The 26,202-nt window shown below is 60.5% G+C and carries 19 protein-coding genes; 8 read left to right on the top strand and 11 right to left on the bottom strand.

Annotation, left to right across the window (positions count from 1 at the left end):
* Nucleotides 1–83: 83 nt before the first annotated feature.
* The 7 genes from JQ845_RS09230 to JQ845_RS09200 form a co-directional block, all read right to left on the bottom strand.
* Complete coding sequence (locus JQ845_RS09230; protein ID WP_003439214.1) at nucleotides 84–1,328, bottom strand: DUF3426 domain-containing protein; 1,245 nt, start codon at nucleotides 1,326–1,328, stop codon at nucleotides 84–86.
* Nucleotides 1,329–1,420: 92 nt separating this feature from the next.
* Nucleotides 1,421–2,299, bottom strand: coding sequence for a 50S ribosomal protein L11 methyltransferase (prmA, locus tag JQ845_RS09225; protein ID WP_003439217.1), 879 nt, complete (start codon nucleotides 2,297–2,299; stop codon nucleotides 1,421–1,423).
* Between the two features lie 251 nt (nucleotides 2,300–2,550).
* Nucleotides 2,551–3,909: an acetyl-CoA carboxylase biotin carboxylase subunit gene (gene accC, locus JQ845_RS09220; RefSeq protein ID WP_003439219.1), complete on the bottom strand. Its 1,359-nt coding sequence runs from the start codon at nucleotides 3,907–3,909 to the stop codon at nucleotides 2,551–2,553.
* A gap of 17 nt (nucleotides 3,910–3,926) precedes the next feature.
* Complete coding sequence (accB, locus tag JQ845_RS09215) at nucleotides 3,927–4,385, bottom strand: acetyl-CoA carboxylase biotin carboxyl carrier protein (protein WP_003439221.1); 459 nt, start codon at nucleotides 4,383–4,385, stop codon at nucleotides 3,927–3,929.
* A 25-nt stretch (nucleotides 4,386–4,410) separates the two neighbouring features.
* The gene (gene aroQ, locus JQ845_RS09210) at nucleotides 4,411–4,866 is read right to left on the bottom strand and encodes a type II 3-dehydroquinate dehydratase (protein WP_003439222.1); all 456 of its coding nucleotides are present in this window, start codon (nucleotides 4,864–4,866) and stop codon (nucleotides 4,411–4,413) included.
* Nucleotides 4,867–4,996: 130 nt separating this feature from the next.
* Nucleotides 4,997–6,775, bottom strand: a complete 1,779-nt coding sequence (locus JQ845_RS09205) for a protein-disulfide reductase DsbD (protein ID WP_203008921.1) — start codon at nucleotides 6,773–6,775, stop codon at nucleotides 4,997–4,999.
* 92 nt (nucleotides 6,776–6,867) lie between these two features.
* Complete coding sequence (locus JQ845_RS09200) at nucleotides 6,868–8,829, bottom strand: methyl-accepting chemotaxis protein (protein ID WP_203008920.1); 1,962 nt, start codon at nucleotides 8,827–8,829, stop codon at nucleotides 6,868–6,870.
* Nucleotides 8,830–9,196: 367 nt separating this feature from the next.
* Between JQ845_RS09200 and JQ845_RS09195 the strand changes: the two genes are divergently transcribed.
* The 5 genes from JQ845_RS09195 (at nucleotide 9,197) to JQ845_RS09175 (ending at nucleotide 14,508) form a co-directional block, all read left to right on the top strand.
* Nucleotides 9,197–10,267, top strand: coding sequence for a DUF2333 family protein (locus JQ845_RS09195; RefSeq protein ID WP_003439227.1), 1,071 nt, complete (start codon nucleotides 9,197–9,199; stop codon nucleotides 10,265–10,267).
* Nucleotides 10,268–10,270: 3 nt separating this feature from the next.
* Nucleotides 10,271–10,810 carry an NUDIX hydrolase gene (locus tag JQ845_RS09190; RefSeq protein ID WP_003439230.1) on the top strand — a complete coding sequence of 180 codons (540 nt, stop codon included), beginning with the start codon at nucleotides 10,271–10,273 and terminating at the stop codon, nucleotides 10,808–10,810.
* Nucleotides 10,811–11,068: 258 nt separating this feature from the next.
* A complete protein-coding gene (locus JQ845_RS09185; protein ID WP_003439233.1) occupies nucleotides 11,069–11,440 on the top strand; it encodes a translation initiation factor Sui1 in 372 nt (123 codons plus the stop codon).
* Between the two features lie 195 nt (nucleotides 11,441–11,635).
* Nucleotides 11,636–13,552: an arginine decarboxylase gene (gene speA, locus JQ845_RS09180; RefSeq protein WP_003439236.1), complete on the top strand. Its 1,917-nt coding sequence runs from the start codon at nucleotides 11,636–11,638 to the stop codon at nucleotides 13,550–13,552.
* Between the two features lie 89 nt (nucleotides 13,553–13,641).
* Nucleotides 13,642–14,508: an alpha/beta hydrolase gene (locus JQ845_RS09175; RefSeq protein ID WP_202211062.1), complete on the top strand. Its 867-nt coding sequence runs from the start codon at nucleotides 13,642–13,644 to the stop codon at nucleotides 14,506–14,508.
* A 6-nt stretch (nucleotides 14,509–14,514) separates the two neighbouring features.
* Here JQ845_RS09175 and JQ845_RS09170 read toward each other — a convergent pair whose 3' ends face one another.
* On the bottom strand, nucleotides 14,515–15,861 hold the full coding sequence (locus JQ845_RS09170; protein ID WP_010656227.1) for an MATE family efflux transporter: 1,347 nt from the start codon (nucleotides 15,859–15,861) through the stop codon (nucleotides 14,515–14,517).
* 287 nt (nucleotides 15,862–16,148) lie between these two features.
* Between JQ845_RS09170 and JQ845_RS09165 the strand changes: the two genes are divergently transcribed.
* Nucleotides 16,149–21,032 (top strand): alpha-2-macroglobulin family protein, encoded by a 4,884-nt coding sequence (locus JQ845_RS09165; protein ID WP_203008919.1) that lies wholly within the window; start codon nucleotides 16,149–16,151, stop codon nucleotides 21,030–21,032.
* A 54-nt stretch (nucleotides 21,033–21,086) separates the two neighbouring features.
* Here JQ845_RS09165 and JQ845_RS09160 read toward each other — a convergent pair whose 3' ends face one another.
* On the bottom strand, nucleotides 21,087–21,380 hold the full coding sequence (locus JQ845_RS09160) for a hypothetical protein (protein ID WP_003439243.1): 294 nt from the start codon (nucleotides 21,378–21,380) through the stop codon (nucleotides 21,087–21,089).
* Between the two features lie 113 nt (nucleotides 21,381–21,493).
* On the opposite strand from JQ845_RS09160, the gene pbpC reads away from it, so the two are divergent.
* A complete protein-coding gene (pbpC, locus tag JQ845_RS09155; RefSeq protein WP_373683711.1) occupies nucleotides 21,494–23,809 on the top strand; it encodes a peptidoglycan glycosyltransferase PbpC in 2,316 nt (771 codons plus the stop codon).
* A 497-nt stretch (nucleotides 23,810–24,306) separates the two neighbouring features.
* Here the strand turns inward: pbpC and JQ845_RS09150 are convergent, their stop codons facing one another.
* Both JQ845_RS09150 and JQ845_RS09145 read right to left on the bottom strand, forming a co-directional pair.
* Nucleotides 24,307–24,696 carry a response regulator gene (locus JQ845_RS09150; protein WP_177412923.1) on the bottom strand — a complete coding sequence of 130 codons (390 nt, stop codon included), beginning with the start codon at nucleotides 24,694–24,696 and terminating at the stop codon, nucleotides 24,307–24,309.
* Nucleotides 24,697–24,701: 5 nt separating this feature from the next.
* Nucleotides 24,702–24,926 (bottom strand): Flp family type IVb pilin, encoded by a 225-nt coding sequence (locus JQ845_RS09145; RefSeq protein WP_003439249.1) that lies wholly within the window; start codon nucleotides 24,924–24,926, stop codon nucleotides 24,702–24,704.
* A gap of 334 nt (nucleotides 24,927–25,260) precedes the next feature.
* Here JQ845_RS09145 and cpaB point away from each other — a divergent pair, with 334 nt between their 5' ends.
* Nucleotides 25,261–26,196, top strand: a complete 936-nt coding sequence (gene cpaB / locus JQ845_RS09140; protein ID WP_010656224.1) for a Flp pilus assembly protein CpaB — start codon at nucleotides 25,261–25,263, stop codon at nucleotides 26,194–26,196.
* Nucleotides 26,197–26,202: the final 6 nt, after the last annotated feature.

The raw sequence follows: 26,202 nt of genomic DNA, 5'->3' as shown, positions 1-26,202 counted from the left end.
AAGCCTCAAGCGACAAGCTGCAATACACAGCAAATCAGCATTTCACTTCTAACTTGCCTCTTGCAGCTAAAAGCGCCGCGCGCTCATTCCGGGGAATGAAAGCTCAGGCTGTAGTTCACGGCTTTCGGGCCTGGATCGAGAATGTCCAGGGCAATGTGGATAGGTGTCTGTGGCGGCATTTCGGCCTTGGCCAGATCACCGATCAGGTATTCGCCGGGCTTGAAACGGCGACTGGCGATCATTTTGCCGTGCAGGTCGGCGAACCGCAGCTCCAGCAGCGGGAAAGGCTGGGAGAACGGCGCGCGGTTGTAGAGGATTGCGTCTACCACCAGCGCTCCGGCGAACTCGGGATGGCTGCGTACCACCAGATTGCTGCTTTTGATTCGGTCTATATCGACCCTGGACGGCACTGTGCAGCCGAGATGCGGGCACAGTTGCTGGAAGATCGGGCGGTATTGATCCTGTCGGGCCAGTTCATCGAAATGATTGGCAATATATTGTCCGGCCAGTGCCGCGCCGGCCAGCAGTATCAGCAAGACCCAAAGCAGGCGTTTGCCCCATGGTGTACGGCGTTTTTGCCAGTCCAGCTGCAGCGGGTCGTCGACCAGATCCAGCAGTGCGTCTTCACGCACTCTTGGTTCGTTGCGCCTGCGCTTGCTCAGGGGCAACGGCTCAGGGGGCTCGTCGTCGTCATCATCGCTCGCGCTCAGGTGTTCGCCGGTCAGTCCCGGCTCCAGCTCATCGTCCAGTGAAAGCTTGAGCGGCGGCGTTTCATCCGGCTCGTCGAGGTCCAGTGATAATGACGGCTCGGTGCGCCCCGTTGAGGCGGGTTCGCTGAGCTTCTCTGCGGCTTTGCTGGCGAGCGCTGAGGTTTCGGCGCGTTCGGCCGCCGAATCGCTGAACAGGCTGTCTGCCCATTGGCTTTCTTCGGCGTCCGGGCTGTCGCGCCGGGCACTCAGTGAGCTGTCTTTTACCTTGTGGGGCTGGCCAAAGCTTTTGCTGGGCTGGATCTCACGCTCTTCGAGCCGGGCCAGTTCTTCATCCAGATCCAGATGGTCGAGATCGAGTTCGGCTGCTTGCCAGTGTTCCGGGCTGACGGGCTTGGGGCCGGCAGGCGGCTCGATGACCTCGGGTTCTGCAACATCAGGGGTCGTTACTGTCGGCAGTTGTTCATTTTCAGTGCGTTTGTTCAGCAGTTGCTGTGCAGCATTGAACACTTGCAGGCAGGCGCCACAGCGCACAACGCCGCGAGCCGCGCTCAGTTGGGCGTGGTTGACGCGAAAATTGGTCTGGCAGTGTGGACACTGGGTAACGAAGCTATCGCTCATGTGGCCATCCGGATTGGGCAGGCGTGCATTGTAGGGGCTGTACCCGTTTGATTGCGAGCCGCGTCGCGGCCGCAACCAAAGGTCAACAGGCTCTAGCGGCGACGGCCACTGATGCGCACCCAGCCATCGCGATTGGCGATCGGGTCAAGATCAAAGTCTGCGGCGTAGGCTGCGGCGACTTCTTCGCCCTGTTCGGCGAGTATGCCCGACAGCGCCAGGCGACCGCCCGGTTTGACCAGGCTCGACAGCTGCGGGGCCAGGGAGACCAGGGGGCCGGCCAGGATGTTGGCAACCACCACGTCGGCCTGAACCTGTGGCAGGTCTTCGGGCAGGTACAGCGGGAACAGCTCTGCGGCGACATTGTTGCGCCCGGCGTTATCGCGCGAGGCTTCCAGCGCCTGTACGTCGATGTCGGTGCCGATGGCCTGTCTGGCCCCCAGCAACAGGGCGGCGATTGCCAGAATCCCCGAGCCGCAACCGAAGTCCAGCACGCTGCAGTCCTTCAGGTCCTGACCGTCGAGCCATTCCAGGCACAGTGCGGTAGTCGGGTGGGTGCCGGTACCAAAGGCCAGGCCCGGATCCAGCAGCAGGTTCACGGCGTCCGGTTCCGGCGCGGCGTGCCAGCTCGGGACGATCCACAGGCGCTGACCGAAGCGCATCGGATGGAAGTTGTCCATCCAGCTGCGTTCCCAGTCCTGGTCTTCGATGACTTCGGCATGGTGCTCGGGCAGGGGCGAGCCGGTCAGCAGTTCCAGATGGGACAGAACGAGGTCGGCTTCGGTGCCGCCTTCGAACAGTGCCAGCAAATGGGTGTGGGACCACAACGGGGTGGTGTTGAGTTCAGGTTCGAAGATCGGCTGATCTTCGGCATCCATGAACGTTACCGATACGGCGCCGACTTCGAGGAACGCGTCTTCGTAGGTTTCGGCTTGTTCCGGGCTGATGGCGAGGCGTACTTGCAGCCAAGGCATGGCGGGCACCTTTGAAAAATAGGAGTGTGCAACCGGTGGGCTGCGAGAAGCGCGCCAGTTTACGCGAGCGAGGGCGGTGCGGGTAATCAAAAAACGATGAAAAGCCCTCGTCGTACATCGCCACTGGGAGCTGGCTTGCCGGCGATGCTGGCGACGGGACAATCGCTGGCAAGCCAGCTCCCGCAAAGCGTGGGTAGGTTGCAGAAACGACCAGGCCGCCCGAAGGCGGCCTGGTTGATCTGGAATCAAACTTACTGCTTGGCCAGTTTGTGTTCCAGGTAGTGAATGTTGACGCCGCCTTTGCAGAAGCCTTCGTCATTCACCAGGTCGCGGTGCAGCGGGATGTTGGTTTTAATCCCGTCGACCACGATTTCGTCCAGCGCATTGCGCATGCGGGCCATGGCTTCGTCACGGGTCGAGCCCCAGGTGATCAGCTTGCCGATCAGGGAGTCGTAGTTGGACGGAACCTTGTAGCCGCTGTACAGGTGCGAATCGACGCGAACGCCATTGCCGCCCGGTGCGTGGAAATGCTTGACCAGACCAGGGCTCGGCATGAATGTCGCCGGGTCCTCAGCGTTGATCCGGCACTCCAGGGAGTGACCGTGAATTTTCACGTCATCCTGGGTGAAGGACAGCTTGTTGCCTGCCGCGATGCTCAACATCTCTTTCAGGATGTCGATGCCGGTGACCATTTCGGAAACCGGGTGCTCCACTTGCACACGAGTGTTCATCTCGATGAAGTAGAAGCGACCATTCTCGTACAGGAACTCGAAGGTGCCTGCGCCACGGTAGTTGATATCGATGCAGGCCTTGACGCAGCGCGCCAGAACCTCTGCACGAGCAGTTTCATCGATACCCGGTGCCGGTGCTTCTTCCAGAACTTTCTGGTGACGGCGTTGCAGCGAGCAATCGCGGTCGCCCAGGTGGATCGCGTGACCCTGGCCATCGGAAAGGACCTGAACTTCCACGTGACGCGGGTTGGTCAGGTATTTTTCGAGGTAGACCATCGGGTTGCTGAACCAGGCGCCTGCTTCTTCGCGGGTCTGCTTGGCTGCTTCGATCAGGTCTTCTTCGCGGTGCACCACACGCATGCCGCGACCACCGCCGCCGCCAGCGGCTTTGATGATCACCGGGTAGCCGACTTCGCGGCCGATGCGCAGGGCTGTTGCTTCGTCTTCCGGCAACGGGCCGTCAGAACCCGGAACAGTCGGAACGCCGGCAGCGATCATGGCGTGCTTGGCCGATACCTTGTCGCCCATGAGGCGAATGGTGTCGGCTTTCGGGCCGATAAAGGCGAAGCCGGATTTCTCGACTTGCTCGGCGAAATCGGCGTTTTCAGCCAGAAAGCCGTAGCCCGGGTGGATCGCCGTGGCGCCAGTGACTTCGGCTGCCGCGATGATGGCCGGGATGTGCAGGTAGGACAGGTTGGCAGGTGCCGGACCGATGCAGACGGTTTCGTCTGCCAAGCCCAGGTGCATCAGCTCCTTGTCGGCGGTGGAGTACACCGCAACGGTCTTGATGCCCAGTTCCTTACAGGCCCGCAGGATGCGCAAGGCGATCTCACCGCGGTTGGCGATCAGGACTTTTTCCAGCTTCTGAGGCTTCAACATCGTTGGCTCCCCGTGGTTCAAACGATGGTGAACAGCGGTTGATCGAACTCAACCGGTTGACCGTTTTCTACCAGGATGGATTCGATAACACCGGCTTTTTCGGCCGTGATGTGGTTCATCATTTTCATCGCTTCAACGATGCAAATGGTGTCGCCGACCTTAACGGTCTGGCCGACTTCAACGAAGGCTGGCGAGGTAGGTGCCGGGGTACGGTAGAAAGTACCGACCATTGGCGACTTGACCACAAAACCGTTCAGTTTTGGTGCAGCAGGTGCTTCGGTCACGGTGGCAACCGGAGCAACAGCAACCGGAGCAGCAGCCGGAGCTTGCATTGGCGCTGGTGCGTAGAACTGTTGAGCAGGAGTCTTGCTGTGACGGCTGATGCGTACGGACTCTTCGCCTTCTTTGATTTCCAGCTCGTCGATGCCGGACTCTTCCAGCAGTTCGATCAGTTTCTTAACTTTACGGATATCCATGAATCGTCAACTCCCAATGGGTCGGTCAGGGGCGTTTAGCTTGTAGTTCAAGCTGTTCCAGGGCGGCCTCCAAGGCCAGTCGATAACCGCTGGCGCCAAGGCCGCAGATCACACCTACCGCAACGTCGGAGAAGTAGGAGTGATGGCGGAAAGGTTCGCGTTTGTGCACGTTTGATAAATGCACTTCGATGAATGGGATGCTCACCGCCAGCAGCGCGTCACGTAATGCCACGCTGGTGTGGGTAAAAGCAGCCGGGTTGATCAGGATAAAGTCCACGCCTTCATCGCGGGCAGCGTGGATCCGGTCGATCAACTCATACTCGGCATTACTTTGCAGATAGAGCAAATGGTGACCGGCATCGCGGGCCCGCTGCTCCAGGTCCTGATTGATTTGCGCCAGGGTAGTAGCGCCGTAGACGCCCGGCTCGCGGGTGCCGAGCAAATTCAGGTTGGGGCCGTGCAGAACCAGAAAAGTCGCCATCTGCTGTTCCTTGTTATGTGTGTGCAGTTATCAATGCCGGGCGACTATGCCGAAAAGCGGATTCGCTGTCCAGTTAACTGCAATAGCCAGCACGATGACCGATGTTCGCGAAAAGTTTGTGACCAGCTCTCTAGATCCGGTCATTTGCGTTGTCGACACGTTCGGCGAAGTCTGCTGCATTGATCTCGCCGATGACCCGCAAGTCACTTTTTTCACTGCCGTTTTTGCCAAAGAACATCAGTGCCGGAGGGCCGAACAATTGGTAGCGGTCGAGCAGGGCGCGCTGCCCGGCATTGCTGGCAGTCATGTCAAACCGTACCAGCCGGTAGCCTTTGAGCCGGTCCAGCACCTGCGGGTTGTTCAGGACCTCGTGCTCGATCACCTTGCAGCTGATACACCAGTCGGCGTACCAGTCCAGCAACAGCGGCTGGCCGGCGGCACTGGCTTGTGCCAACACCTTGTCCAGCTCCTCTGCGGTGCTGACGGTTTGCCATTCACTGCTGCTTTGGGCCGGGCCGGCGGCGGATGCCGCAGGCTGCCAGTGTCCAAGCGGCCTGAACGGGTCGCTTTGACCGCTGAGGGCGCCGTACCAGCAGGCCAGGGCGTAAACCAGCAGAAATAGCCCAAGCAACTGCGCCAGACGTTGGCGCGGGGCTTTGTAGCCGAACTCCAGAGTGCCGAGAAACAGACTCACCCCGGCCGCCAGCAGACCAATCAACAGCAGGGTAACGGGGCCCGGCAGCACGCGGCTGAGCAGGGCGATGGCCAAACCGAGCAACAGCACGCCAATGGCGTTTTTGACGCTGACCAGCCATGGCCCGCTTTTTGGTAACCAGGCCGCACCGCCGGTTGCGACCAGCAGCAGGGGCGCGCCCATGCCCAGCCCCAGGGCAAAGAGTTTCAAACCGCCGCCCAGGGCATCACCACTGGCACTGATATAGAGCAATGCTCCCGCCAGCGGGGCCGAGACGCAGGGCGATACCAGCAGGCTGGACACCACGCCGAGCACGGCAGCACCCCACAGCGAGCCGCCCTGGGTGCGGTTGGCTACGCGATCAAGGCGGTTGCTGATGGCTTGCGGCAACTTCAGTTCGAACACTCCGAACATGGCCAGGGCAAAAATCGCGAAGAACAGGGCAAAGGGCGCCAGTACCCACACCGATTGCAGGCGTGCCTGAAGGTTGAGCTGTGCGCCGAACATCCCCATCAGCGCGCCGAGCAGTGCAAAGCAGGCGGCCATTGGCAGCACGTAGGCCAGTGACAGGCTAAAGCCGCGCAGCCCGCCCACCTGGCCACGCAATACCACGCCCGACAAAATCGGCAGCATCGGCAGCACGCAGGGGGTAAAGGTCAGGCCCAGGCCGGCGAGGAAGAACAGCGCCAGCTCGCGCCAGGTCCAGCTATTGATGGCTGGTGCGGCACTGTCGCCGGTCGCGGTCGAAACCGGGGTGCCGCCGATGCTCAGGCGTTCGGTTTCCGGTGGATAACACAAACCCTTGTCGGCGCAGCCCTGGTAAGTGACCACCAGGGTGAACGGACGCTGATCATCGGTCGGGCGCGGGATGTCGACATCAAGAATGCCGTGATAGACCTCGACGTCGCCGAAATACTCATCGTGCTTTTGCTCGCCGGGCGGTAACTGTGGCGTGGCCAGGGCGATATCGGCGGGTTCGGTGCTAAAGGCGAACTTGTGGCGATACAGGTAATAGCCTTCGGTGGGGACAAAACGCAGCTTGATGGTCTCGGGCGTGCTGTCGATCAGGTTGAGCCTGAACGCGTCACGCACCGGTAAAAAGTCGTTGCTGTTATTGATTGCACCCAGGGTAGAGCTGGGCCGGTTATCCAGCAGGCCGGCGGCCATGGCCGGTACGGCGAGCAGCAAACACAGAACAAGGAACAGGCGGCGCATAGGAATCTCGCAAATCAAACGTGGGCGCATGATAGCGGAGTGAATGCTGAGATGCCCTGCAGCAGCGAGCTTGCTCGCGAGCAAGCTCGCTTCTACAGGCGAAAACTGTGCACGGCTGAGTTCAATTTGCCGCCCAGCTCCAGCAACTGCTGGCTCTGGTCCCGAGCAACAGCGATGCGTTGCAGGTTGTCGTCGCCCAATTGGTGAATGCGCTCACTGTGGTTGCGAATCTCCCCCACAGCCGTGCCTTGTTGTGCGGTGACGTCGGCGATGCGCATTGCGGTGCCGGAGATAGTGGTAATCGCATCGACAATCTCATCCAGCGCGCCTTCAGCGTCCTGGGCTTTTTCGGCGGTGGCCCGGGCATGTTCCACTTGTGCGCGCATGCCCTCAACCGATTGCCGGGCGGCCAGTTGCAGCCCGCCAATGAGGGTCTGGATCTCGCTGGTGGCGCCTGCGGTCCGTTGCGCAAGGGAGCGGACTTCTTCGGCAACCACGGCAAAGCCGCGGCCCATTTCTCCAGCACGGGCGGCCTCAATGGCCGCATTGAGTGCCAGCAGGTTGGTCTGGTCGGCGATGGAGCGGATCACGGTCAAGACCCCGCCAATGGTCGCAGACTCTTCTGCCAGGCGTTCGATGCTCTGTGCATTGCCTTGTACTTCCCCGACCAGCGCGCGCAACCCGGTCAGGCTCTGGTCTATTACGCGCTGCCCCTGGGCAACAGCCAGGCCGGCGCTGCGACTGGCATCGGCAGCATGGCTGGCATCCCCTGCGACCTGGGTGATGGTGGCCTCCAGTTCGCCCAGTGCGTCACGGATCTGGGCCGTATCAACAGCCTGGCGTTCGGCGCCGCCGTGCAGGCCGTTGCTGAGTTCGGCCAGGGTCTGGCTGCTGCCGGCGACCTGTTGGGCATTCAGGCGCAGGGTGCCCACCAGATTCACCAGGTACTGGCGCAGGCGATTGAGCGAAGCCTCAATGTCATGCAGCTCGCGATTGGTCTTGCCCAGCTGGATGTCGCGGCTGAAGTCGCCGTCGGCCCAGGTCGACAGCGACCCGGTCAAATGGGTCAGGACCTTGGCCAGCCTACGTTGCAGAGTGTCGATCAGCAGTGCGATCAGCAGAATCAGACCAATCATCAGACCCTGGATCAGCCTCACCTCGCTCTGGATCTGCCCGTGCTCGGCGCGCACTTGCGGTTCCAGCGCGGCAATTGCCTGTTGCACGGCGTTGAGTTTCAGGTGGGTGCTGTTGCCGAGCAGGGCCCGTTGTTCTATTTGGGTCTGGGTGCGTTTGAGTTCGGCGGGGTAGCGGTTCAGCAGGTTGTTCAGCTCTCGCTTGAGGCCGATCCCCGCATCTTCGGCCTGTGTCGTGCGTTCGGTTTGCAGCCCCATCAGCGCGGCGAAATCGTCGTTGCCGGAAGTATTTTGCGCGCTTACTCCCAGTAAGGGCATAGCGTCGATCTGCTGTGCCTGGGCCCGGATGCTGGCGAGTTCGCGTTCCACCTCGCCTGCCAGCTCGCTGCGGGCGCTGCTCACCAGTTTGTCCCGGCTCAGGGACAGTCTGGCCAGATGCAGGGCGCCAGTCAGCAACGGCGCAGAATAAAGGCGGGCTTCGGGGGTGCTGGCCTGCCGGGCATACTGGCTGAGCTGTTCCAGGTTGCCGGCCAGCTCGCGCTCAGCCTGCAGCAGCAGGGCTTGCGGGTCTGCGGCCAGTTTGCCGGCAGCCAGCAATTGGTTGTTGCTGAAGTGGCTCAGCTCTTCAAGGCTGGGGCGCCAGGCCTGGGCCAGAGCAGGGGGCAGTGAGTCGAGCGCTGTCTGGAGCCTGTCCAGCGCGCTGTTGGCCTCGCTCAGGCGCACGGCATCGCCACTGGCCAGGTAGTCTTCAATGTTGCGCGAAACTTGATTCTGAAACAGCTGCGACAGGCTCAGGTAGCGCTCCATCAACAGGAACGGACGCTCCAGCGCCCGCTGCGACCACCATAAAGTGGCGCCCAGCGCCAGGCATACGGCGACCAGTAACAGGGTGTTCAAGTTGGTTAGCAGCTTCAGGCGCATGCGGGGTTTTGCCTACTACGCAGTAAGAAGCGCCTGAAGTTATGGCGTTTGTATGACATCGATGTGACGGGGCGGGGGTATTCCGCATAAATAGTGGCTATTTGCCTTGATTGCTGGATTCACGGCCCGAGGCGGTCTCCCGGTTTCCAATCAGGCTGTCCCGCTTGAAATTGACAGCCGCGCAGCCATATTTACCATGGCTCGTCCGTGCTTGTTCTATAGTGCCGGGCGGACCGGCCCGCCTGCGAGTTGCACGGCCCGGACGTGATTAAAAAGCCTGTAGCCAATGAAACGCCAACAGACCCTAGGCACTATGAGGTAGGGTTGTGGTCGAACGATTGAACCTGGAATTTGAAAGGATATAGCCATGCTGGACTGGAAAAAACGTGAGGGCAGCAGTGCCCGTGAGTCGGTCAGGGAGACCCGTGCCCCGTCGCGTGGCTATTTCACAAGCATTCTGTTTAGCCGCTCAATCGCCGTGCTGGTGGGGATCTTCGTCGTGGTGTGCCTGGGTCTGGGCTGGTACTGGAGCCAGGAACCGGACTTGTTCCCGGTGCAGCAAAACGCCCAGCTGGCTGCCGAGAGGGATGGCAAGCAAATGGTTCCGGGGTTCACCACTGTTGAAACCCTTAAAACCGTGGCCGGCACCCTGCTCAATAAACCGGGCGGCTATCTGTCCAATGACCGTTTTCCGCCGGGCGTGTTTCTGGACAATATCCCGAGCTGGGAATATGGCGTGCTGGTACAGGTGCGTGACCTGACCCGCGGCTTGCGTAAAGACTTTGCCCGTTCGCAATCGCAGTCGGCCGAAGACGCCGATCTGGCCAAGGCCGAACCGCGTTTCAACTTCGACAACAAGAGCTGGATGCTGCCGTCCAGCGAGTCGGAGTACCAGGAGGGGATCAATTCCCTGAGCCGCTACCAGGCGCGCTTGTCTGATCCCAACCAGAAGAACGCCCTGTTCTATGCGCGCGCCGATAACCTGAACAACTGGCTGGGCGATGTGGGTACTCGTCTGGGATCGCTGTCGCAGCGTTTGTCGGCCAGCGTCGGCCGGGTCAAGCTCAATGGCGCACTGAAGACCGAAAGCCTGAAACCCGGCCAGGTACCCGTGGTTGATGAAGAAATAGAAGAAACCCCATGGATGCAAATCGACAACGTGTTCTACGAGGCGCGTGGCCAGGCATGGGCCCTGTCGCACCTGCTGCGGGCCATTGAAGTCGACTTCGCTGACGTGCTGGCGAAAAAGAATGCCACGGTCAGTGTGCGTCAGATCATTCGTGAACTGGAGGCGGCCCAGGAGCCGGTCTGGAGCCCGATGATCCTCAATGGCAGCGGCTACGGCGTTCTGGCCAACCACTCGCTGGTCATGGCCAACTATATTTCCCGCGCCAACGCGGCGGTCATGGACCTTCGACAATTGCTGTCCCAGGGCTGAGTGATGCCGATTTCTGCGCTGGAGGCCGCACACCGTGCGGCCTCTGATCTCGAAATGGTGGCCTGGGTTGATCCTCAAGACCGGCTGCTGGGCGGCTTGCCCCGACAACAATTGCGTGAGCAGGGCTTGATCGGGCGCGGCACTTTCATTTTGCTGTTCAACTCTGCCGGTGAATTGTGCGTGCATCAGCGCACCCTGAGCAAAGCGCTGTATCCCGGGTTCTGGGATGTGGCGGCGGGTGGCATGGTGGGGGTTGATGAGAGCTACGCCGAGTCGGCAGCCCGTGAACTTGCAGAAGAGCTGGGGGTGAGCGGCGTATCGCTGACTGCCCATGAACGCTTTTACTTCGAAGGCGAACAAAATCACCTGTGGTGCGCCGTTTTTTCCGCCGTGTGGGATGGCCCGTTGCAGGTGCAGCCTGAAGAGGTGCAGCAGGCCTGCTTCATGTCGGTGGCCGAGGCATTGCGCCTGAGTCAGCAACAGCCTTTTTGCCCGGATTCGCTGGCAGCCCTCAAGCGCTATCTGGCGCAGATCAAGCCGTAGGGGCGAGCGGGTGAGGTTAAAAGCTTGCGAGCAAGCTCGCTCCTGCAAAGTTACGGTTGACTGGTTTATAAATTGCCGCCGATTGGCTATTGGGCAGCAGCGCATTTGTCGTTACACTGCGCGACCTTTTTCAGACTCAAGCGGTTTTCCCGCCTGAGTTGCGCTGCCCCTGCCAGAGTGGGGCTTCGCGGTCGGTACTCCTTGGCGCAACAGTGTCAGGCACCGGCCAATTTTTTGTCCTCCATATGAGGATTGCCGGTGGCCAAAAAAGCCGCATCCTTCGCCGCCCTTGGTGGCCTGGTATTTTCCACCGACGCAGGTCGTCACTGTCCGGACTGTCGTCAGCCGGTGGACGCCTGTACCTGCAAACAAACCCGTATCCCCGATGGCGATGGCATTGCTCGCGTACGTCGCGAAAGCAAGGGCCGTGGCGGCAAGACAGTCACCACTGTGACCGGAGTGCCGCTGGCGGAAGACGCGCTCAAGGATTTGGCGACGACGTTGAAAAAACGCTGTGGCACCGGTGGTGCGTTGAAAGACGGCATCATCGAGATCCAGGGCGATCACGTCGAATTGCTGTTGGCCGAACTGCTCAAGCACGGGTTCAAAGCCAAGAAGTCCGGCGGCTAGCAGCTTCTGTGAAGACCACCGCCAAGTGCTTTTTGTCGCTCGCCATGGTTTTCACAGAGCCTGTTCTGACCGGTTTCTAAACTCCGCGCTGTTGTCAGGGTCTACCCCTGCGCAGACTAATCTTCATATTTACTCTTTAGACTGCGCCAGCCTGCCTTCAGGTTGGGCTATTTGACTTCTTTATAGGGGACTTCGATGTCCGTACGACGCACACGCAAAGACGATGGCAGCCAATGGACAGTTGCGGACAGCCGCAGTGTTTACGGGATTCGCCATTGGGGGGCCGGGTATTTCGCGATCAATGAAGCCGGTCGCGTAGAAGTACGTCCGAACGGCCCGAACAGCTCGCCCATCGATCTGTACGAGCAAGTCGACGAACTGCGCAAAAGTGGCTTGTCCTTGCCATTGCTGGTGCGTTTTCCCGATATTTTGCAAGACCGTGTACGTCAGCTGACCGGCGCTTTCGATGCCAACATCGAGCGTCTGGAATACCAGAGCAAGTACACCGCGCTGTACCCGATCAAGGTTAACCAGCAAGAAGCCGTGATCGAAAACATCATCGCCACCAAAGACGTGTCGATCGGCCTTGAAGCAGGTTCCAAGCCTGAGCTGCTGGCCGTGCTGGCGCTGGCCCCCAAGGGTGGCACCATCGTTTGCAACGGTTACAAGGACCGCGAGTTCATTCGTCTGGCGCTTATGGGGCAGAAGCTCGGTCACAACGTGTTTATCGTGATCGAGAAAGAATCCGAAGTAGACCTGGTGATCGAAGAAGCGGCCTCGCTCAAGGTCAAGCCACAGGTTGGCCTGCGCGTGCGCCTGTCGTCCCTGGCATCGAGCAAGTGGGCTGACACCGGCGGTGAGAAATCCAAGTTCGGTTTGTCTGCCGCGCAGTTGCTGTCGGTGGTTGAGCGCTTCCGGGTGGCCGGTCTGGATCAGGGCATCCGTCTGTTGCACTTCCATATGGGCTCGCAGATCGCCAACCTGGCGGACTACCAGCATGGTTTCAAGGAAGCGATCCGCTACTACGGCGAACTGCGCAACCTCGGCCTGCCGGTTGACCACATCGACGTGGGCGGCGGTCTGGGGGTGGATTACGACGGCACGCACTCGCGCAACGCCAGCTCGATCAACTACGACATGGACGACTATGCCGGCGTTGTCGTAGGCATGCTCAAAGAGTTCTGCGATGCGCAAAACCTGCCGCACCCGAACATTTTCTCGGAAAGCGGCCGTTCCCTGACCGCGCACCACGCCATGCTGGTGGTGCAGGTGACCGACGTCGAGAAGCACAACGACGACGTACCGGTAATCGAGAACAAGGACATCCTGCCCGAGACCGTGCAATGGCTGGTGGACCTGCTGGGCCCGACCGATATTGAAATGGTCACCGAAACCTACTGGCGCGCCACGCACTACATGAGCGACATCGCTGCCCAGTACGCCGACGGCAAAATCACCCTGGCTGAAAAAGCCCTGGCCGAGCAGTGCTACTTCGCCGTGTGCCGTCGTTTGCACAACTCGTTGAAAGCGCGTCAGCGTTCCCATCGCCAGGTGCTCGACGAACTCAACGACAAGCTGGCCGACAAGTACATCTGCAACTTCTCGGTTTTCCAGAGCCTGCCGGACACCTGGGCGATTGGCCAGGTACTGCCGATTCTGCCGTTGCACCGTCTTGATGAAGAGCCGCTGCGCCGCGCCGTACTGCAAGACCTGACCTGCGACTCCGACGGCAAGATCAAGCAGTACGTGGACGAGCAGAGCATCGAAACCAGCCTGCCGGTTCACGGGCTGAATGAAGGCGAGGATTACTTGCTGGGTATCTTCCTGGTGGGCGCTTACCAGGAAATCCTGGGTGACATGCACAACCTGTTCGGTGATACCGACTCGGTGAACATCTACCAGAACGACGACGGCAGCGTGTACCACGCCGGGATCGAGACCCACGACACTATCGAGGACATGCTGCGCTACGTGCACTTGTCGCCGGAAGAGTTGATGAACCACTACCGCGACAAAGTGGCCAGCGCCAACATCAGTGCCAAAGAGCGTACCCAGTACCTCGATGCACTGCGTCTTGGCCTGACCCGTTCGTCGTACCTGTCGAGCCACTGATAGCCCGACCAGGTCTCCGGTGACTGAACTACGCTGATCTGTGCCATGTGTGCAGGTCAGCGTTTTTTTTTGCCCGGAGGTCGTACCCCATGTCGATCAGCTTCAAGGGGGCAGCAGGACTGGCTTGCGCCGGGCTGATGGGCTGGGTGCTCAGCGCCTGCTCGCCGGTACGCATCATCAACGGCCTGACCCCCACCTCCAACTTCGACATGACCCGTGATATTGCCTACGGCGCAGACCCGCGGCAGGCCCTCGATATCTATCGCCCCAGGCAGCCCGCCCCCGGAGCCCCCGTGGTGATTTTTTTCTATGGCGGCAGCTGGAACAGCGGCTCGCGCAGCGATTACCTGTTTGTCGGTGAAGCATTGGCTTCGCGGGGGATAACCACGGTTATCGCCGATTACCGACTTTATCCACAGGTGCGTTATCCGCAGTTTCTGCAAGATAGCGCCCAGGCCACAGGCTGGACTTATCAACACATCGCACAATATGGCGGCAACCCGCAGCGTCTGTTTTTGATGGGCCACAGCGCCGGGGCGTACAACGCAGCAATGCTTGCCCTTGATCCGCAATGGTTACGGGCTGTAGGCATGAGTCCTGCCAGTTTGCGCGGATGGATTGGCCTGGCCGGGCCCTATGACTTTTTGCCGATCAAGGACGAAGCGGTGCGACCAGTATTTTTCTACCCGGACTCCCCACCCGAGTCGCAGCCTGTGCGGCACGTGAGCCGCCAGGCGCCGCCGACCTTGTTGATGGCCGCCAGGACGGACACGCTGGTCAACCCGACGCGCAATACCGGGGGGCTGGCGACTGCGTTGCGGGGCGCCGGGGTGCCGGTCCAGGAACTCTATTTCACGCGCACCAGCCACGTAACCCTGGTGGCGGCGCTTTCACGTCCGTTACGTTGGTTGGCCCCGGTGCTGGATAACATTGGCGAGTTCGTCAGTGATCACTGATCCGGATCACGCTCTTGGAGTAAACCACTCATCCTTGCGCTGCATCTTCCACGCATACACCCCCAGGGTCAGGCTGCGCAGCACCATAAACAGCAGAAAACTTATCCACAGGCCATGGTTGCCATAACCGTGCAGCGCCCAGGCTGCGGGGAAGGCGATAACGACGCTGATCAGCATCGCATTGCGCATTTCCCGGGCGCGGGTGGCGCCGATAAACAGCCCGTCGAGCAAGTAGCTCCACACCGCAATCAGCGGCAACAGCGCCAGATACGGCAAGTACTGGAAGGCGGTTTCCCGCACGCTGGCAATGTCGGTTTGCATCTCGACAAACAGATGCCCGCCAAACAGGAACAGCAGCGCAAACGCGGTACTGGCCATCAATGACCAGCCGCATGCAACCACCATCGAACGGCGCAGCGCGAGGCGATCACGGGCGCCGATGGCATGCCCGCACAGTGCCTCCACGGCATGGGCCAGGCCATCCAGCGCATGGGCGGCCAGCAGCAAGCCATTGAGCAACAGCGCATTGGCCGCCACGGTGGCATCCCCCAGCCGGGCGCCCTGCAAGGTGATGGAAAAAAACACCAGTTGCAGCATCAGGCTGCGAATGAAAATGTCGCGGTTGACCCCCAGCAGCGGCTTCCAGTTGTGCCATACCCGCAAGGCGGCCCACATGACCGTGCCCGGGAATTTGCCCAGGGCGCCGCGGGTCAGCCACAGGCCGAGTAGCGCGCCGCTCCACTCGGCAATCACCGAGGCCCGGGCCGACCCGACTACGCCCCAGTCCAGACCGAGGACAAACCACAGGTTAAGGGCTATGTTGACCAGGTTGGTGGTCAGCAGAATGGCCAGCGGCGCCCGTGCGTTTTGCGTGCCCAGAAACCAGCCCACCAGCGCATAGCTTGCCAAAGCTGCGGGCAGGCCAAATAGACGGGTATGGAAGAAATCCAGGGTCAGGGCATGCAACTCGGCGGACGGTTGCATCACGCTCAAGGCCAGGCCGCTGAAGGGGACAGCTATCGCCCCCAGCAGCATCGACAACAGCACACTGAGCAGCAAGCCTTGCACCAGGATTTGCCGCAGCGCGGTGCCATCGTCACGCCCGGCGGCCTGCGCGGCGAAGCCGGTGGTGCCCATGCGCAAAAAGCCCATCATCCAGGCCAGAAAGATATACAGGCTGGCGCCTACGGCCACGGCACCCAGTTGATGGGCGTGGGGCAAATGGCCGATTACAGTGCTGTCGACCAGCGCCACCAGCGGCACCGAGATGTTCGACAAAATCATCGGTGCTGCCAGCGCCCACACCCGGCGATGGGTAGGACGGTCACGCCAGTCAGCTAATAGGGAAGACATGCAGGCTCCTTGGGGGAGTGCATTGTAGCGGGGCCGCAGAATTTGTGTGGGAGCCGGGTTTCAGTTCAGGGCAGTTCCACCGTGGGAGCCGGCTGCCGGCGATGGCATCAACACCCGGCAAACCGGGGCGCCTGCATCGCTGGCGAGCCAGCTCCCAGCGTTTTTGTGTTGCTCATGAGGCAGCGCAACCAATCGCCCGTTTACCGGTCAATCTGACCGGTGCGTAAGTTGTTCATGGCGCGCTGATATATAGTCATTCCCTTCAATGCCTAGTCAACGAGTACACCATGCTTAACAAAGGACTGTTCCTGGCTTGTGCGCTGGCACTGCTGAGCGCCTGTGATTCATCGTCAACCGACAAGCCCGGGGCGCCACCGGCTGTCAGCGTCCAGGCGGCCAAACCGGACGTCAAGGTACTGGCCGAGCGCTATGCCGGACGCGAGTTGAGTGTGGTGGATGTTTCCGAAGTACAACTGGACGGCGCCAGCACCTTGTCCGTGAGTTTTTCGGTGCCTCTGGACCCGGAGCAGAACTTCGCCGAAAAATTGCATCTGGTTGACGCTAAATCCGGCAAGGTCGATGGCGCCTGGGAGCTGTCGGACAACCTGATGGAACTGCGTTTGCGGCACCTGGAGCCGCAGCGCAAGTTGATCCTTACCGTCGATCCCGGCCTGCGCGGTGTCAACGACACCAGGCTCGCCGCCGAGTACGTCAGCCGCCTGGAAACCCGTGACTTGCAGCCCACTGTCGGCTTCGCCAGCCGTGGCAACCTGTTACCCACCCGCCTGGCTGAAGGCTTGCCGGTGATCGCGTTGAACGTCGACAAGGTGGATGTCGAGTTCTTCCGGGTCAAACCCGAATCGTTACCGAACTTTCTTAGCCGCTGGGGCGGCAACAGCAGCCTGCAAAGCTACGACGCCAAGGATCTGCTGAGCATGGCCGATCTGGTTTACAGCGCTCGCTTTGACCTGAACCCGGCACGCAATACCCGTGAGACGTTGATCCTGCCGATTTCCGGGGTCAAGCCTTTGCAGCAGCCGGGGGTTTACCTGGCGGTGATGAAGGCGTCCGGCAGTTACAACTATTCGACACCTGCAACGTTGTTCACCCTCAGCGATATCGGCCTTTCCGTACATCGTTATCAGAAGCGTCTGGATGTGTTCACCCAGGCGCTGGAAGGTGGCAGCGCACTGGCCAATGTGGATCTGGAGTTGCTTGACCGCAAGGGCAAGATGCTGGCCCAGGGCAAGACAGATAAACAAGGGCACGCGGAACTGGCGTTGCCGTCCGACGCTGAAGTGCTGGTGGCGCGTCAGGGCGACCAGACCAGTTTGCTGCGTTTAAACAGCGCGGCGCTGGATCTGGCCGAATTCGACATTGGCGGTCCGCAGGCTCACCCGCTGCAATTTTTTGTGTTTGGCCCGCGTGATCTGTATCGCCCCGGCGAAACCGTGCTGCTCAATGCCTTGTTGCGCGACCGCGACGGCAGACCGGTCAAGCCGCAGCCGGTGAGTGTCGAGGTGCGTCGTCCGGGTAATGAGGTCAGCCGCAAGTTTGTCTGGTCGCCCGATGCTTCCGGTTTATATCAGTACCCGTTGCAACTGGCCGAGGAGGCGCCGACCGGGCGCTGGCTACTGATCTTTGATCTGGGGGACGGCCAGCCGCTGTGGTATGACTTTCAGGTTGAAGACTTCCTGCCCGAGCGCCTGGCGCTGGAACTCAAGGGCAGTGACGCACCGCTGCGCCCTGATCAGACCGCAGAAATTCAAGTCAGCGGTCGTTATTTGTACGGCGCCCCGGCGTCAGGCAATCGCCTCAGCGGCCAGGTTTATGTGCGTCCATTGCGTGATGCGGTCAGTGCCTTGCCGGGTTATCAGTTCGGCTCAGTGACAGAGCCGGAACTGACCCAGGATCTGGAGCTGGACGAAAGCGTGCTGAACGCTGAAGGCCAGGAAACCATCAGCCTGGAAAGCCAGTGGAGCGATGCCAAATCGCCGCTGCAGTTGATAGTGCAAGCCAGTTTGCAGGAGTCGGGCGGGCGCCCGATTACCCGGCGTCTGGTGCAACCCGTGTGGCCCGCCGAGCGCTTGCCGGGGGTGCGCGGTCTGTTTGCCGGCACTGAAACCGATGGCGATGGCCCGGCGGAGTTCGAGTTACTGGTGGCTGACAGCGAAGGGCACAAACTGGCCGCTGAAAACCTCAAGGTAAGGCTGGTGCGTGAGCGCCGCGATTACTACTGGAACTACTCGGACAACGACGGCTGGAGCTATCACTACAACGAGAAATTTCTCAATCTCAACGAGGAAACCGTCAGCGTTAAAGCCGGAGAAACGGCTAAGGTCAGTTTCCCGGTGGAGTGGGGCCCATACCGGGTTGAAGTTGAAGACCCGCAAACCGGGCTGATCAGCAGCTTGCGTTTCTGGGCCGGTTATCGCGCCCAGGACAATGCCGAAGGCGGCGCCGTGCGCCCCGATCAGGTCAAGCTGGCGCTGGACAAGGCCGCCTATGCCGATGGTGACACCGCCAGGGTAACGGTTACGCCGCCCGCAGCCGGTAAGGGTTACCTGCTGCTTGAAGGCAGTGATGGCCCGTTGTGGTGGGAAGAAATCGAGGTGCCGGCCGAAGGCAAAACCTTCGATATCAAACTCGATCCGAAGTGGGCCCGTCACGATCTGTACGTGAGCGCGCTGGTTATCCGCCCGGGCGAGCGCAAGACCAATATCACTCCCAAGCGGGCCGTGGGCGTGCTGCATCTGCCGCTCGACCGCACGGCGCGCAAGTTGGCGCTGACCCTTGATGCGCCCGAAAAAATGCGTCCCAAGCAGCCGTTGAGCGTGAAATTTACCGCCAGAAACGCCGATGGCAGCATTCCCGAACGGGCCCATGTACTGCTGGCAGCGGTGGACGTGGGGGTGCTGAATATCACCGGCTACCCGACCCCTGATCCCTACACCAGCCTGTTCGGGCGCAAGGCCTACGGCGCGGATCAGCTGGATATTTACGGGCAGCTGATCGAGGCCGGGCAGGGCCGTCTGGCCAGCCTGGCGTTCGGCGGTGATGCGGCGCTGGCCAAAGGCGGCAAGCGGCCAGCCACCAGCGTGAACATCGTGGCGTTGCAAAGCGTACCCGTGACCCTGAATGAGCAGGGTGAAGGTGAAGTCAGCGTCAATATTCCCGACTTTAACGGCGAACTGCGCCTGATGGCGCAAGTCTGGAGCGATGACAGCTACGGCATGGCCGAAGGTAAAACCGTGGTCGCCGCACCCCTGGTGGCAGAGCTGGCGGCGCCACGCTTTCTGGCCCCGGGGGATGAGACCCGGTTAGCGCTGGACCTGTCCAACCTCACCGACAAGCCGCAGACACTTGAGGTCAAACTCGAGACCCGGGGCCAATTGAGCCTGTCGGGCACTGCCGCGCAACCTGTCACCTTGAGCCCCGGCCAGCGCAGCACCTTGCAGATCCCGGTCAAGGCCCTGGGCGGTTTCGGCACCGGAGCGGTCAAGGTCACGGTCAATGGCCTCGAACTGCCAGGGGAAACACTGGCGCCGTTCACCCGCGAATGGACCCTGGGTATACGCCCGGCGTACCCGGCGATGCTCAAGCATTACCGCGCGGTACTCAAGGATCAGCCCTGGAGCCTGCCGGAAGATGCGCTGCAAGCCTTTGAACCGGCGGGGCGTGAAGCCTTGCTGAGTTTGTCGAGCCGGCCGCCGCTGAACCTGGGTGAGCAAATCCGCGCACTCAAGGCGTACCCGTATGGCTGCTCGGAGCAAACCACCAGCGGCCTGTACCCTGCGCTGTATGCGGATGCGGCGTTGCTCAAGCGGCTGGGCCTTGAAGGCGAACCGGATGCCGATCGCAAGCGCAAGATCGAACTCGGTATCGAGCGCCTGCTGGGGATGCAGCGTTTTAACGGCAGTTTTGGTTTATGGGGGGCTGACGGTGAAGAAGAGTACTGGCTGAGCGCTTACGTCACCGACTTCCTGCTGCGTGCCCGGGACCAGGGCTACGCGGTGCCGGCTGAAGCCTTGAAAAAAGCCAGCGAGCGCCTGCTGCGTTACGTGCAGGAGCGCAACCTGATCGAGGCGGATTACAGCGACAACCTCGATCACACCCGCTTTGCGGTGCAAGCCTATGCCGCGCTGGTTCTGGCCCGCAGCCAACAGGCGCCATTGGGGGCGTTACGCGGCATCTTTGAACGGCGCAGCGATGCCCGATCCGGGTTGCCGCTGGTGCAACTGTCCATTGCCCTGCAGAAGATGGGCGATCAGCCGCGGGCCGATCAGGCGTTGCTGGCCGGTCTGGCGGCCACCCGTAAGGGCGATCAGTGGCTGGGGGATTATGGCAGTCCGCTGCGTGATCAGGCGCTGATACTGGCGCTGCTGGAAGAGAACAATCTGCTCGGCGGCCAGCGTGAACAGCGCTTGTTTGATTTGTCAGATCAACTGGCGGCCAGCCAATGGTTGTCGACTCAGGAGAGTAATTCCCTGTTCCTGGCGGGACGTAATTTGCTGGGCAAACCTGAAGCCAGCTGGACGGCCACGCTGGCCAGCGGTAGCCAGACTCGAGAGCTGAACAACAGCCAGCCGGGGCTCAAGCTGGACGGGGCGTTGCTGGACACGCCGCTGACCCTGCGCAATGAAGGTAGCGAAGCGGTTTATCAACAGCTGACGATTTCCGGTTATCCACAGCAGGCGCCGCTGGCGGGTGGCGAGAACATGAGCATTCGTCGCGACTACCTGGGCATGAATGGCGAGCCGTTGAATATCGACAGCCTGGCAAGTGGCGATCTGGTGCTGGTGCATCTGGCGGTGACGGCCAGGCAGCAGGTACCGGACGCGCTGGTGGTGGATTTGCTGCCTGCGGGTCTGGAGCTGGAAAACCAGAACCTTGGGCAAAGTGCCGCGAGTCTTGAAAATGCCAGTACCCAGGTCAAGCAATGGCGCGAGTCGATGCAGAACGCCAATGTGCAACATCAGGAGTATCGGGATGATCGCTACGTGGCTGCGCTGAAGCTGGAAGGTGCCGGCACCACGCACCTGTTGTACCTGGCCCGCGCCGTGACCCCGGGGACCTACCGGGTACCGCCGCCGCAAGTGGAGTCGATGTATCGCCCCAACTGGCAAGCCGTGGGCGAGACCCCGGGGGAGATGGTGATCAAGGGCCGCTGACCCTGACCTGACCTGTAGGAGCAGCCAGTCGACGCTCCTACAACGGTTGGGTAGTTAGCTGATAATCCAGCTCAGCACCCACAACCCCAGCAGTAACCAGATCACCCCGGCAATGATCGAGGCACGCATGAACGCGCGTACGGCGCTGTACAAAAACAGCAGGCCGATCACCAGCACGGCAATGCTCACGATCGATGTGTCCATGCCCAGCGCGCGGGCCATGCCGTCGATGAAGTTACTGCCAGCCTGGGTGATGGCAGTGAACAGGCCGTTCAGGCTCTCTACGATAAAGCGGACAAAAGTACCTAGCCACAGGCCCAGGTTTCCAACAAAGCTTTCGACGTGCATGGGTATGTCCCGATCAATAAGATGGCAACTGTGCCAGAGATACCCATTGGGCAACCAGTCATGATGCAAAGTTGCGTAGCGAGTGAATGTTAGTGGGTTCTAGAACTGGAAAAATACTGGGCTGGAGCATCGCCAGTGTGGTGCTGGTGTGCGCGTTGCTGTGGCTGGCAGACCGGATCTGGCCGTTGCCCTTGCCTGAAGATGGCCTGGCCCGTGTGGTGCTGGCCGAAGACGGCACGCCCCTGTGGCGTTTTGCCGACGCCGATGGGGTGTGGCGTTACCCGGTGCAGACGGGGGAGGTGTCGGCGTATTACCTCGAGGCGTTGCTGACCTACGAAGACCGCTGGTTTTATCAGCATCCGGGGGTCAATCCGCTGGCGCTGGGCCGCGCCGTCTGGCAGAACCTCAGCGGTGGCCGGGTGTTGTCGGGGGGCAGCACTCTGTCGATGCAAGTGGCACGCCTGCTCGATCCCCATGAGCGCACCTTGCTTGGCAAGTCTCGGCAGTTGTGGCGCACGGCACAGCTGGAATGGCATCTGTCCAAGGATCAGATCCTCAATCTGTACCTCAACCGCGCGCCCTTCGGCGGCACGCTGCAAGGGGTGGCCGCGGCCAGTTGGGCTTACCTTGGCAAATCGCCGCAGCAGCTCACGCGCTCCGAGGCGGCGCTGCTGGCGGTGCTGCCCCAGGCGCCCAGCAGGCTGCGTCCCGACCGTCACCCGGGGCGGGCGCAAGTGGCGCGGGACAAGGTACTGCGGCGTCTGGCCGAGTATCAGGTGTGGCCACAGTCGGCGGTCAACGAGGCGCTTGAAGAACCTCTGTTGTTGGCCCCGCGGCTGGAACCGAGTCTGGCCCCGCTGCTGGCGCGACGGCTAAACCGGCCCCATAGCCCGCCGCTGATTCGTACCACCATTGACGCCAGTTTGCAGCGTCGCCTTGAAGACTTGCTCCTGGGCTGGCGCGCCCGTTTGCCCGAGCACACCTCGGCCGCCATTGTGGTTGTCGAAACCGGCAACATGGCCGTGCGGGCCTATCTGGGCTCGGTCGATATCAACGATGCGCGACGCTTTGGCCATGTCGACATGATCAGCGCCATGCGCTCGCCAGGCTCCACGCTCAAGCCGTTCCTGTACGGCATGGCGATGGACGCCGGGCTGATTCACTCCGAGTCTCTGTTGCAGGATGTACCCCGGCGTTATGGCGATTACCGGCCGGGCAACTTTTCCATGGGGTTCAGTGGCCCGGTATCGGCCAGCTCGGCGTTAGCCCTGTCGCTGAACCTGCCGGCGGTGCAGTTGCTTGAGGCCTATGGGCCCAAACGCTTTGCCGCAGACATGCGCAACGGCGGCGTGCCGCTGAGCCTGCCGGCGTTGGCCGAGCCCAGTCTGGCGCTGATTCTGGGTGGCGCCGGGAGCCGCCTGGAGGACCTGGTGAGCGGCTATAGCGCACTGGCCCGTGGCGGCAAAAGCGCCCGTCTGCGGTTGCAGCCCCAGGATGAACTGCGCGAGCGGCGCATGCTGTCCCCCGGTTCGGCGTGGATCATCCGGCGCATTCTCAGCGGGCAAGCGCGACCGGATCGCGACCCCCATGCCGAACTGGTACAGCGTCCGTCGCTGGCCTGGAAGACCGGCACCAGCTATGGCTTTCGTGATGCGCTGGCCATTGGGGTCGGGCCGCGTTACTTGATCGGGGTATGGGTCGGGCGCCCGGATGGCACGCCGGTGCCCGGACAGTTTGGCCTGGCGTCGGCGGCGCCGTTGATGTTGCAAGTCCACGATGTGCTGAGCAATCGCGACAGCCAGCGCGGCATTGTTACCCCCGTGGAGCCGGTGCCGGATACAGTCGCAGTGGCCGCTATTTGCTGGCCGCTGGGCCAGCCATTGAGCAAAAGGGACCCCGATTGCCGGCGTCAGCGCTTTGCCTGGACCCTGGATCACACCACGCCGCCGACGTTGCTCGCCGCCGATCAGCCGTTGGGCGTGGGGTTGCGGGAGAAAATCTGGGTCGATGCCCGGGGCTTGCGGGTCGGCCCGCAATGCAGCACCGCGCAGATGCGCGAAGTGGCGCTCTGGCCAGCACCGCTTGAGCCTTGGTTGCCCCGCATTGAGCGGCGTGAAGCACGGCTGCCGATGGCCTCGACGCAATGCCCGCCGCCGCCCTTGAGCTCGGTGACAGAGCTGTCGATTGCAGGGGTTCGCGATGGCGACCGGCTGCGACGTCCGGCAGCAAGTCAGGCTGCGCTGCGGCTCAGCGTTTCTGCCCTGGGTGGCGACGGTCGGCGCTGGTGGTTCCTCAATGGCGCACCCTTGGGGGACAGCGAGCATCAGGCGGCGCTCAACACCACACTTGAACACGTGGGCCGTTATGAGCTGAGCGTGCTTGACCAAAGCGGACAAACCGCGCGCGTTGAGTTCAGCGTGGTGCAGTGATGCGAGCAACAAGGGCTGCGGCTATGGGGGAAATACGAGGGGCGGCGGGGCTGTTTATGCAAAACGCCCGAGGTTACAAGATTCGGGAGAATGCCTGGAAGAAGCTAAAGTATATTAAATAGTGTAATAACTTTAGTGAGAAACCCTGTTCGCGGGGCTTTTTATTTTATATATCTTGTTTGTTTTCATGCCTGTGTTTGGTTTTGTGGAGTTTGTTATATAAGGCGTTAATACCAAGTGACAGACTGTTTATGAAATCCTGTGGGGTTGTGATGTCTGGATCAATGAAATGTATCTCTGACATCAGAGCAGAGCGCTTTCGAATCCAGGCGTTCCAGGTGCATGGACATTAAATGCCCGCTGACCAGTGGGCAATGCAGCTCACTAGAGTGAGCTGCATTGTCTGTGCTGCAAAGGGTATGAGTGACATACACAAACCGTGGCCAATCAGACAACCACAGATTTTTGGGCAAGGAGCCACAGCAGGCCGCAGCCGGCTAGAGCTTCGGGAAGAGGTTGTCGAGGGTGTCGAGCAGGCGCACGTGGTAGATGGGTTTACGGAACAGATCCAGTACCTGCAAACGTAACAGGTCGCTTACGTCGTCCATGTCTGCATGTCCGGAAATGACAATCACCGGTAAGTGCTGGCGCGAAGTGTGTTCACGCAGACGTTTGATCAGTTCAATACCGCTCTCTTCCGGCATGCGCAGGTCGGTGATGACCAGCGCAATGTCCGGATGTCGGGTCAACTGCAAAAGGGCGAGTTTGACTGATGTTGCGGTATAGCAACAAAAGCCCTCGCCCTCTAGCAGTTCGGTCAACTCCAGCAGTGCATCTTCTTCGTCATCCACTAGGAGAAGCTGTTGGCGGGAAGAAGAAAGACTCACACTCTTTAGCCGGCGACAGAAGTCAGTTCAGTAGAGATAGCCTGGAAGATCGATGTCACTGCCGTTTTGATAGGCGTGACGAAGGTGATGATTGCCACGGCGACCATGCCCGCGATAAGTGCGTATTCAATACCTGAAGCGCCCTCGGTGCGTTGGGCAAATAATTTGACCTGGCGCGCCACGAAAAGTTGGGTCGGCACGTACACTTTCAGAACAGTATTTAAAAACATCTGATATCTCCTTAGTGCACCGGTCGGGCACCGCTTAACTTCAAAGTTGCGTGATTTCCATCTGCCAGTACAGCATTGGCAATAAATAACTTTCAAGCAACTGTAAAAAAGCACTAATCATAAAGTATTAATCCAAATGAGAACGCTGAAAATGTGTGGTAAATCAAACTATTCGCAATTAAATAGAGATTTTTAAAGCCGGTAATGGCATTTTGCTTTGCCTGCGCTACGTTCAAATAGCGAAATGGTTCAAACAGCGTTATTGGGTTCGGCTGCCTGATTGCGAATGATTTATTTTTGACCTGCGGTGTGCAGTTGTAAAGGGAGTTTATTAATGAACAATCGACGCAGTCTGGTATTGGCGGCCATTTTGTTTATCGGTGCCATCGCGGCCGGTTATTGGGGGCTGGTATTGACTCGTCAGCAGCCGGTTGCCGAAGTGCCGGTGACCCAGCTGGTCGAGCAGAAGGTTGCCGCAGTTGAGGATACAACCCGCCAGCCAGTGGTGGTGTTAGCCCGTGATGTTCCCCCTCATGTGGCCTTGACGGCCGAAGATCTGACCCTGGAAAAACTTCAGACTGCGCCCGTTGGCAGCCTGACGTCTATCGATCAGGCTGTGGGCCTTACCCCGTGGCGAGCGCTTGCTGCGGGCACCTGGTTGAGCAAGCAGAGTTTTGAAGTGGGCGGGCCCCTGGCTCGCATGATTCGCCCTGATGAGCGTGCACTGGCCGTGGCCATTGATGAAGTGACCGGCGCGGGAGGGCAGTTAACCCCGGGTGATTACGTCGATATCCTGCTTTTTTTGCGTGAGGACACCGCCAATCCGCAACAGTCCGCGCAAATCGTCCTGCCAGCCGTACGGGTGTTGAGCGTGGGCGATGAGTTGGGCCTGACCAACGATGGCCAACTGGCCAGTCCACCGCTGAATGCCGAAGAAGCCCTCAAGCAAGCGCAACGCCGTGCCACTGCGCGCACCGCGGTGCTGGCGGTTCCAGAACCCTTGATCAATCAACTGATGCTTGCCACTCAGGCAGGTACCTTGCGTCTGGCCGTACGCAGCGCCGAGGAAAAGCGCTTGAGCAAGTACTGGGCAGGGCAGCAGGAGTCGCCCAGCAATATTGAGAACGCCAAGCGCAGCCTGTACCGGTTTAACCAGTTAGCCATGGCCAGCCCGGTGCGAGCACCTGTTGCAGGTAACCCCGTGGCCCAGCGCGAGCGCGGTATTGAAATCATTCGCGGCAGTCAGAACACCCAACGGCCCGCTCAATAAAAATAT

The organism is Pseudomonas paraversuta (assembly GCF_904063065.1).
Lineage (GTDB): Bacteria > Pseudomonadota > Gammaproteobacteria > Pseudomonadales > Pseudomonadaceae > Aquipseudomonas > Aquipseudomonas paraversuta.
Note: the sequence above shows the minus strand (reverse complement) of the source record. Positions and strands in the feature narration are given on the sequence as shown.

Excerpts from the sequence above, each read along its gene's own strand:
- JQ845_RS09230 (WP_003439214.1), bottom strand. The coding sequence starts at position 1,328 with ATGAGCGATAGCTTCGTTACCCAGTGTCCACACTGCCAGACCAATTTT.
- prmA (WP_003439217.1), bottom strand. The coding sequence starts at position 2,299 with ATGCCTTGGCTGCAAGTACGCCTCGCCATCAGCCCGGAACAAGCCGAA.
- accC (WP_003439219.1), bottom strand. The coding sequence starts at position 3,909 with ATGTTGAAGCCTCAGAAGCTGGAAAAAGTCCTGATCGCCAACCGCGGT.
- accB (WP_003439221.1), bottom strand. The coding sequence starts at position 4,385 with ATGGATATCCGTAAAGTTAAGAAACTGATCGAACTGCTGGAAGAGTCC.
- aroQ (WP_003439222.1), bottom strand. The coding sequence starts at position 4,866 with ATGGCGACTTTTCTGGTTCTGCACGGCCCCAACCTGAATTTGCTCGGC.
- JQ845_RS09205 (WP_203008921.1), bottom strand. The coding sequence starts at position 6,775 with ATGCGCCGCCTGTTCCTTGTTCTGTGTTTGCTGCTCGCCGTACCGGCC.
- JQ845_RS09200 (WP_203008920.1), bottom strand. The coding sequence starts at position 8,829 with ATGCGCCTGAAGCTGCTAACCAACTTGAACACCCTGTTACTGGTCGCC.
- JQ845_RS09195 (WP_003439227.1), top strand. The coding sequence starts at position 9,197 with ATGCTGGACTGGAAAAAACGTGAGGGCAGCAGTGCCCGTGAGTCGGTC.
- JQ845_RS09190 (WP_003439230.1), top strand. The coding sequence starts at position 10,271 with ATGCCGATTTCTGCGCTGGAGGCCGCACACCGTGCGGCCTCTGATCTC.
- speA (WP_003439236.1), top strand. The coding sequence starts at position 11,636 with ATGTCCGTACGACGCACACGCAAAGACGATGGCAGCCAATGGACAGTT.
- JQ845_RS09175 (WP_202211062.1), top strand. The coding sequence starts at position 13,642 with ATGTCGATCAGCTTCAAGGGGGCAGCAGGACTGGCTTGCGCCGGGCTG.
- JQ845_RS09170 (WP_010656227.1), bottom strand. The coding sequence starts at position 15,861 with ATGTCTTCCCTATTAGCTGACTGGCGTGACCGTCCTACCCATCGCCGG.
- JQ845_RS09165 (WP_203008919.1), top strand. The coding sequence starts at position 16,149 with ATGCTTAACAAAGGACTGTTCCTGGCTTGTGCGCTGGCACTGCTGAGC.
- JQ845_RS09160 (WP_003439243.1), bottom strand. The coding sequence starts at position 21,380 with ATGCACGTCGAAAGCTTTGTTGGAAACCTGGGCCTGTGGCTAGGTACT.
- JQ845_RS09145 (WP_003439249.1), bottom strand. The coding sequence starts at position 24,926 with ATGTTTTTAAATACTGTTCTGAAAGTGTACGTGCCGACCCAACTTTTC.
- cpaB (WP_010656224.1), top strand. The coding sequence starts at position 25,261 with ATGAACAATCGACGCAGTCTGGTATTGGCGGCCATTTTGTTTATCGGT.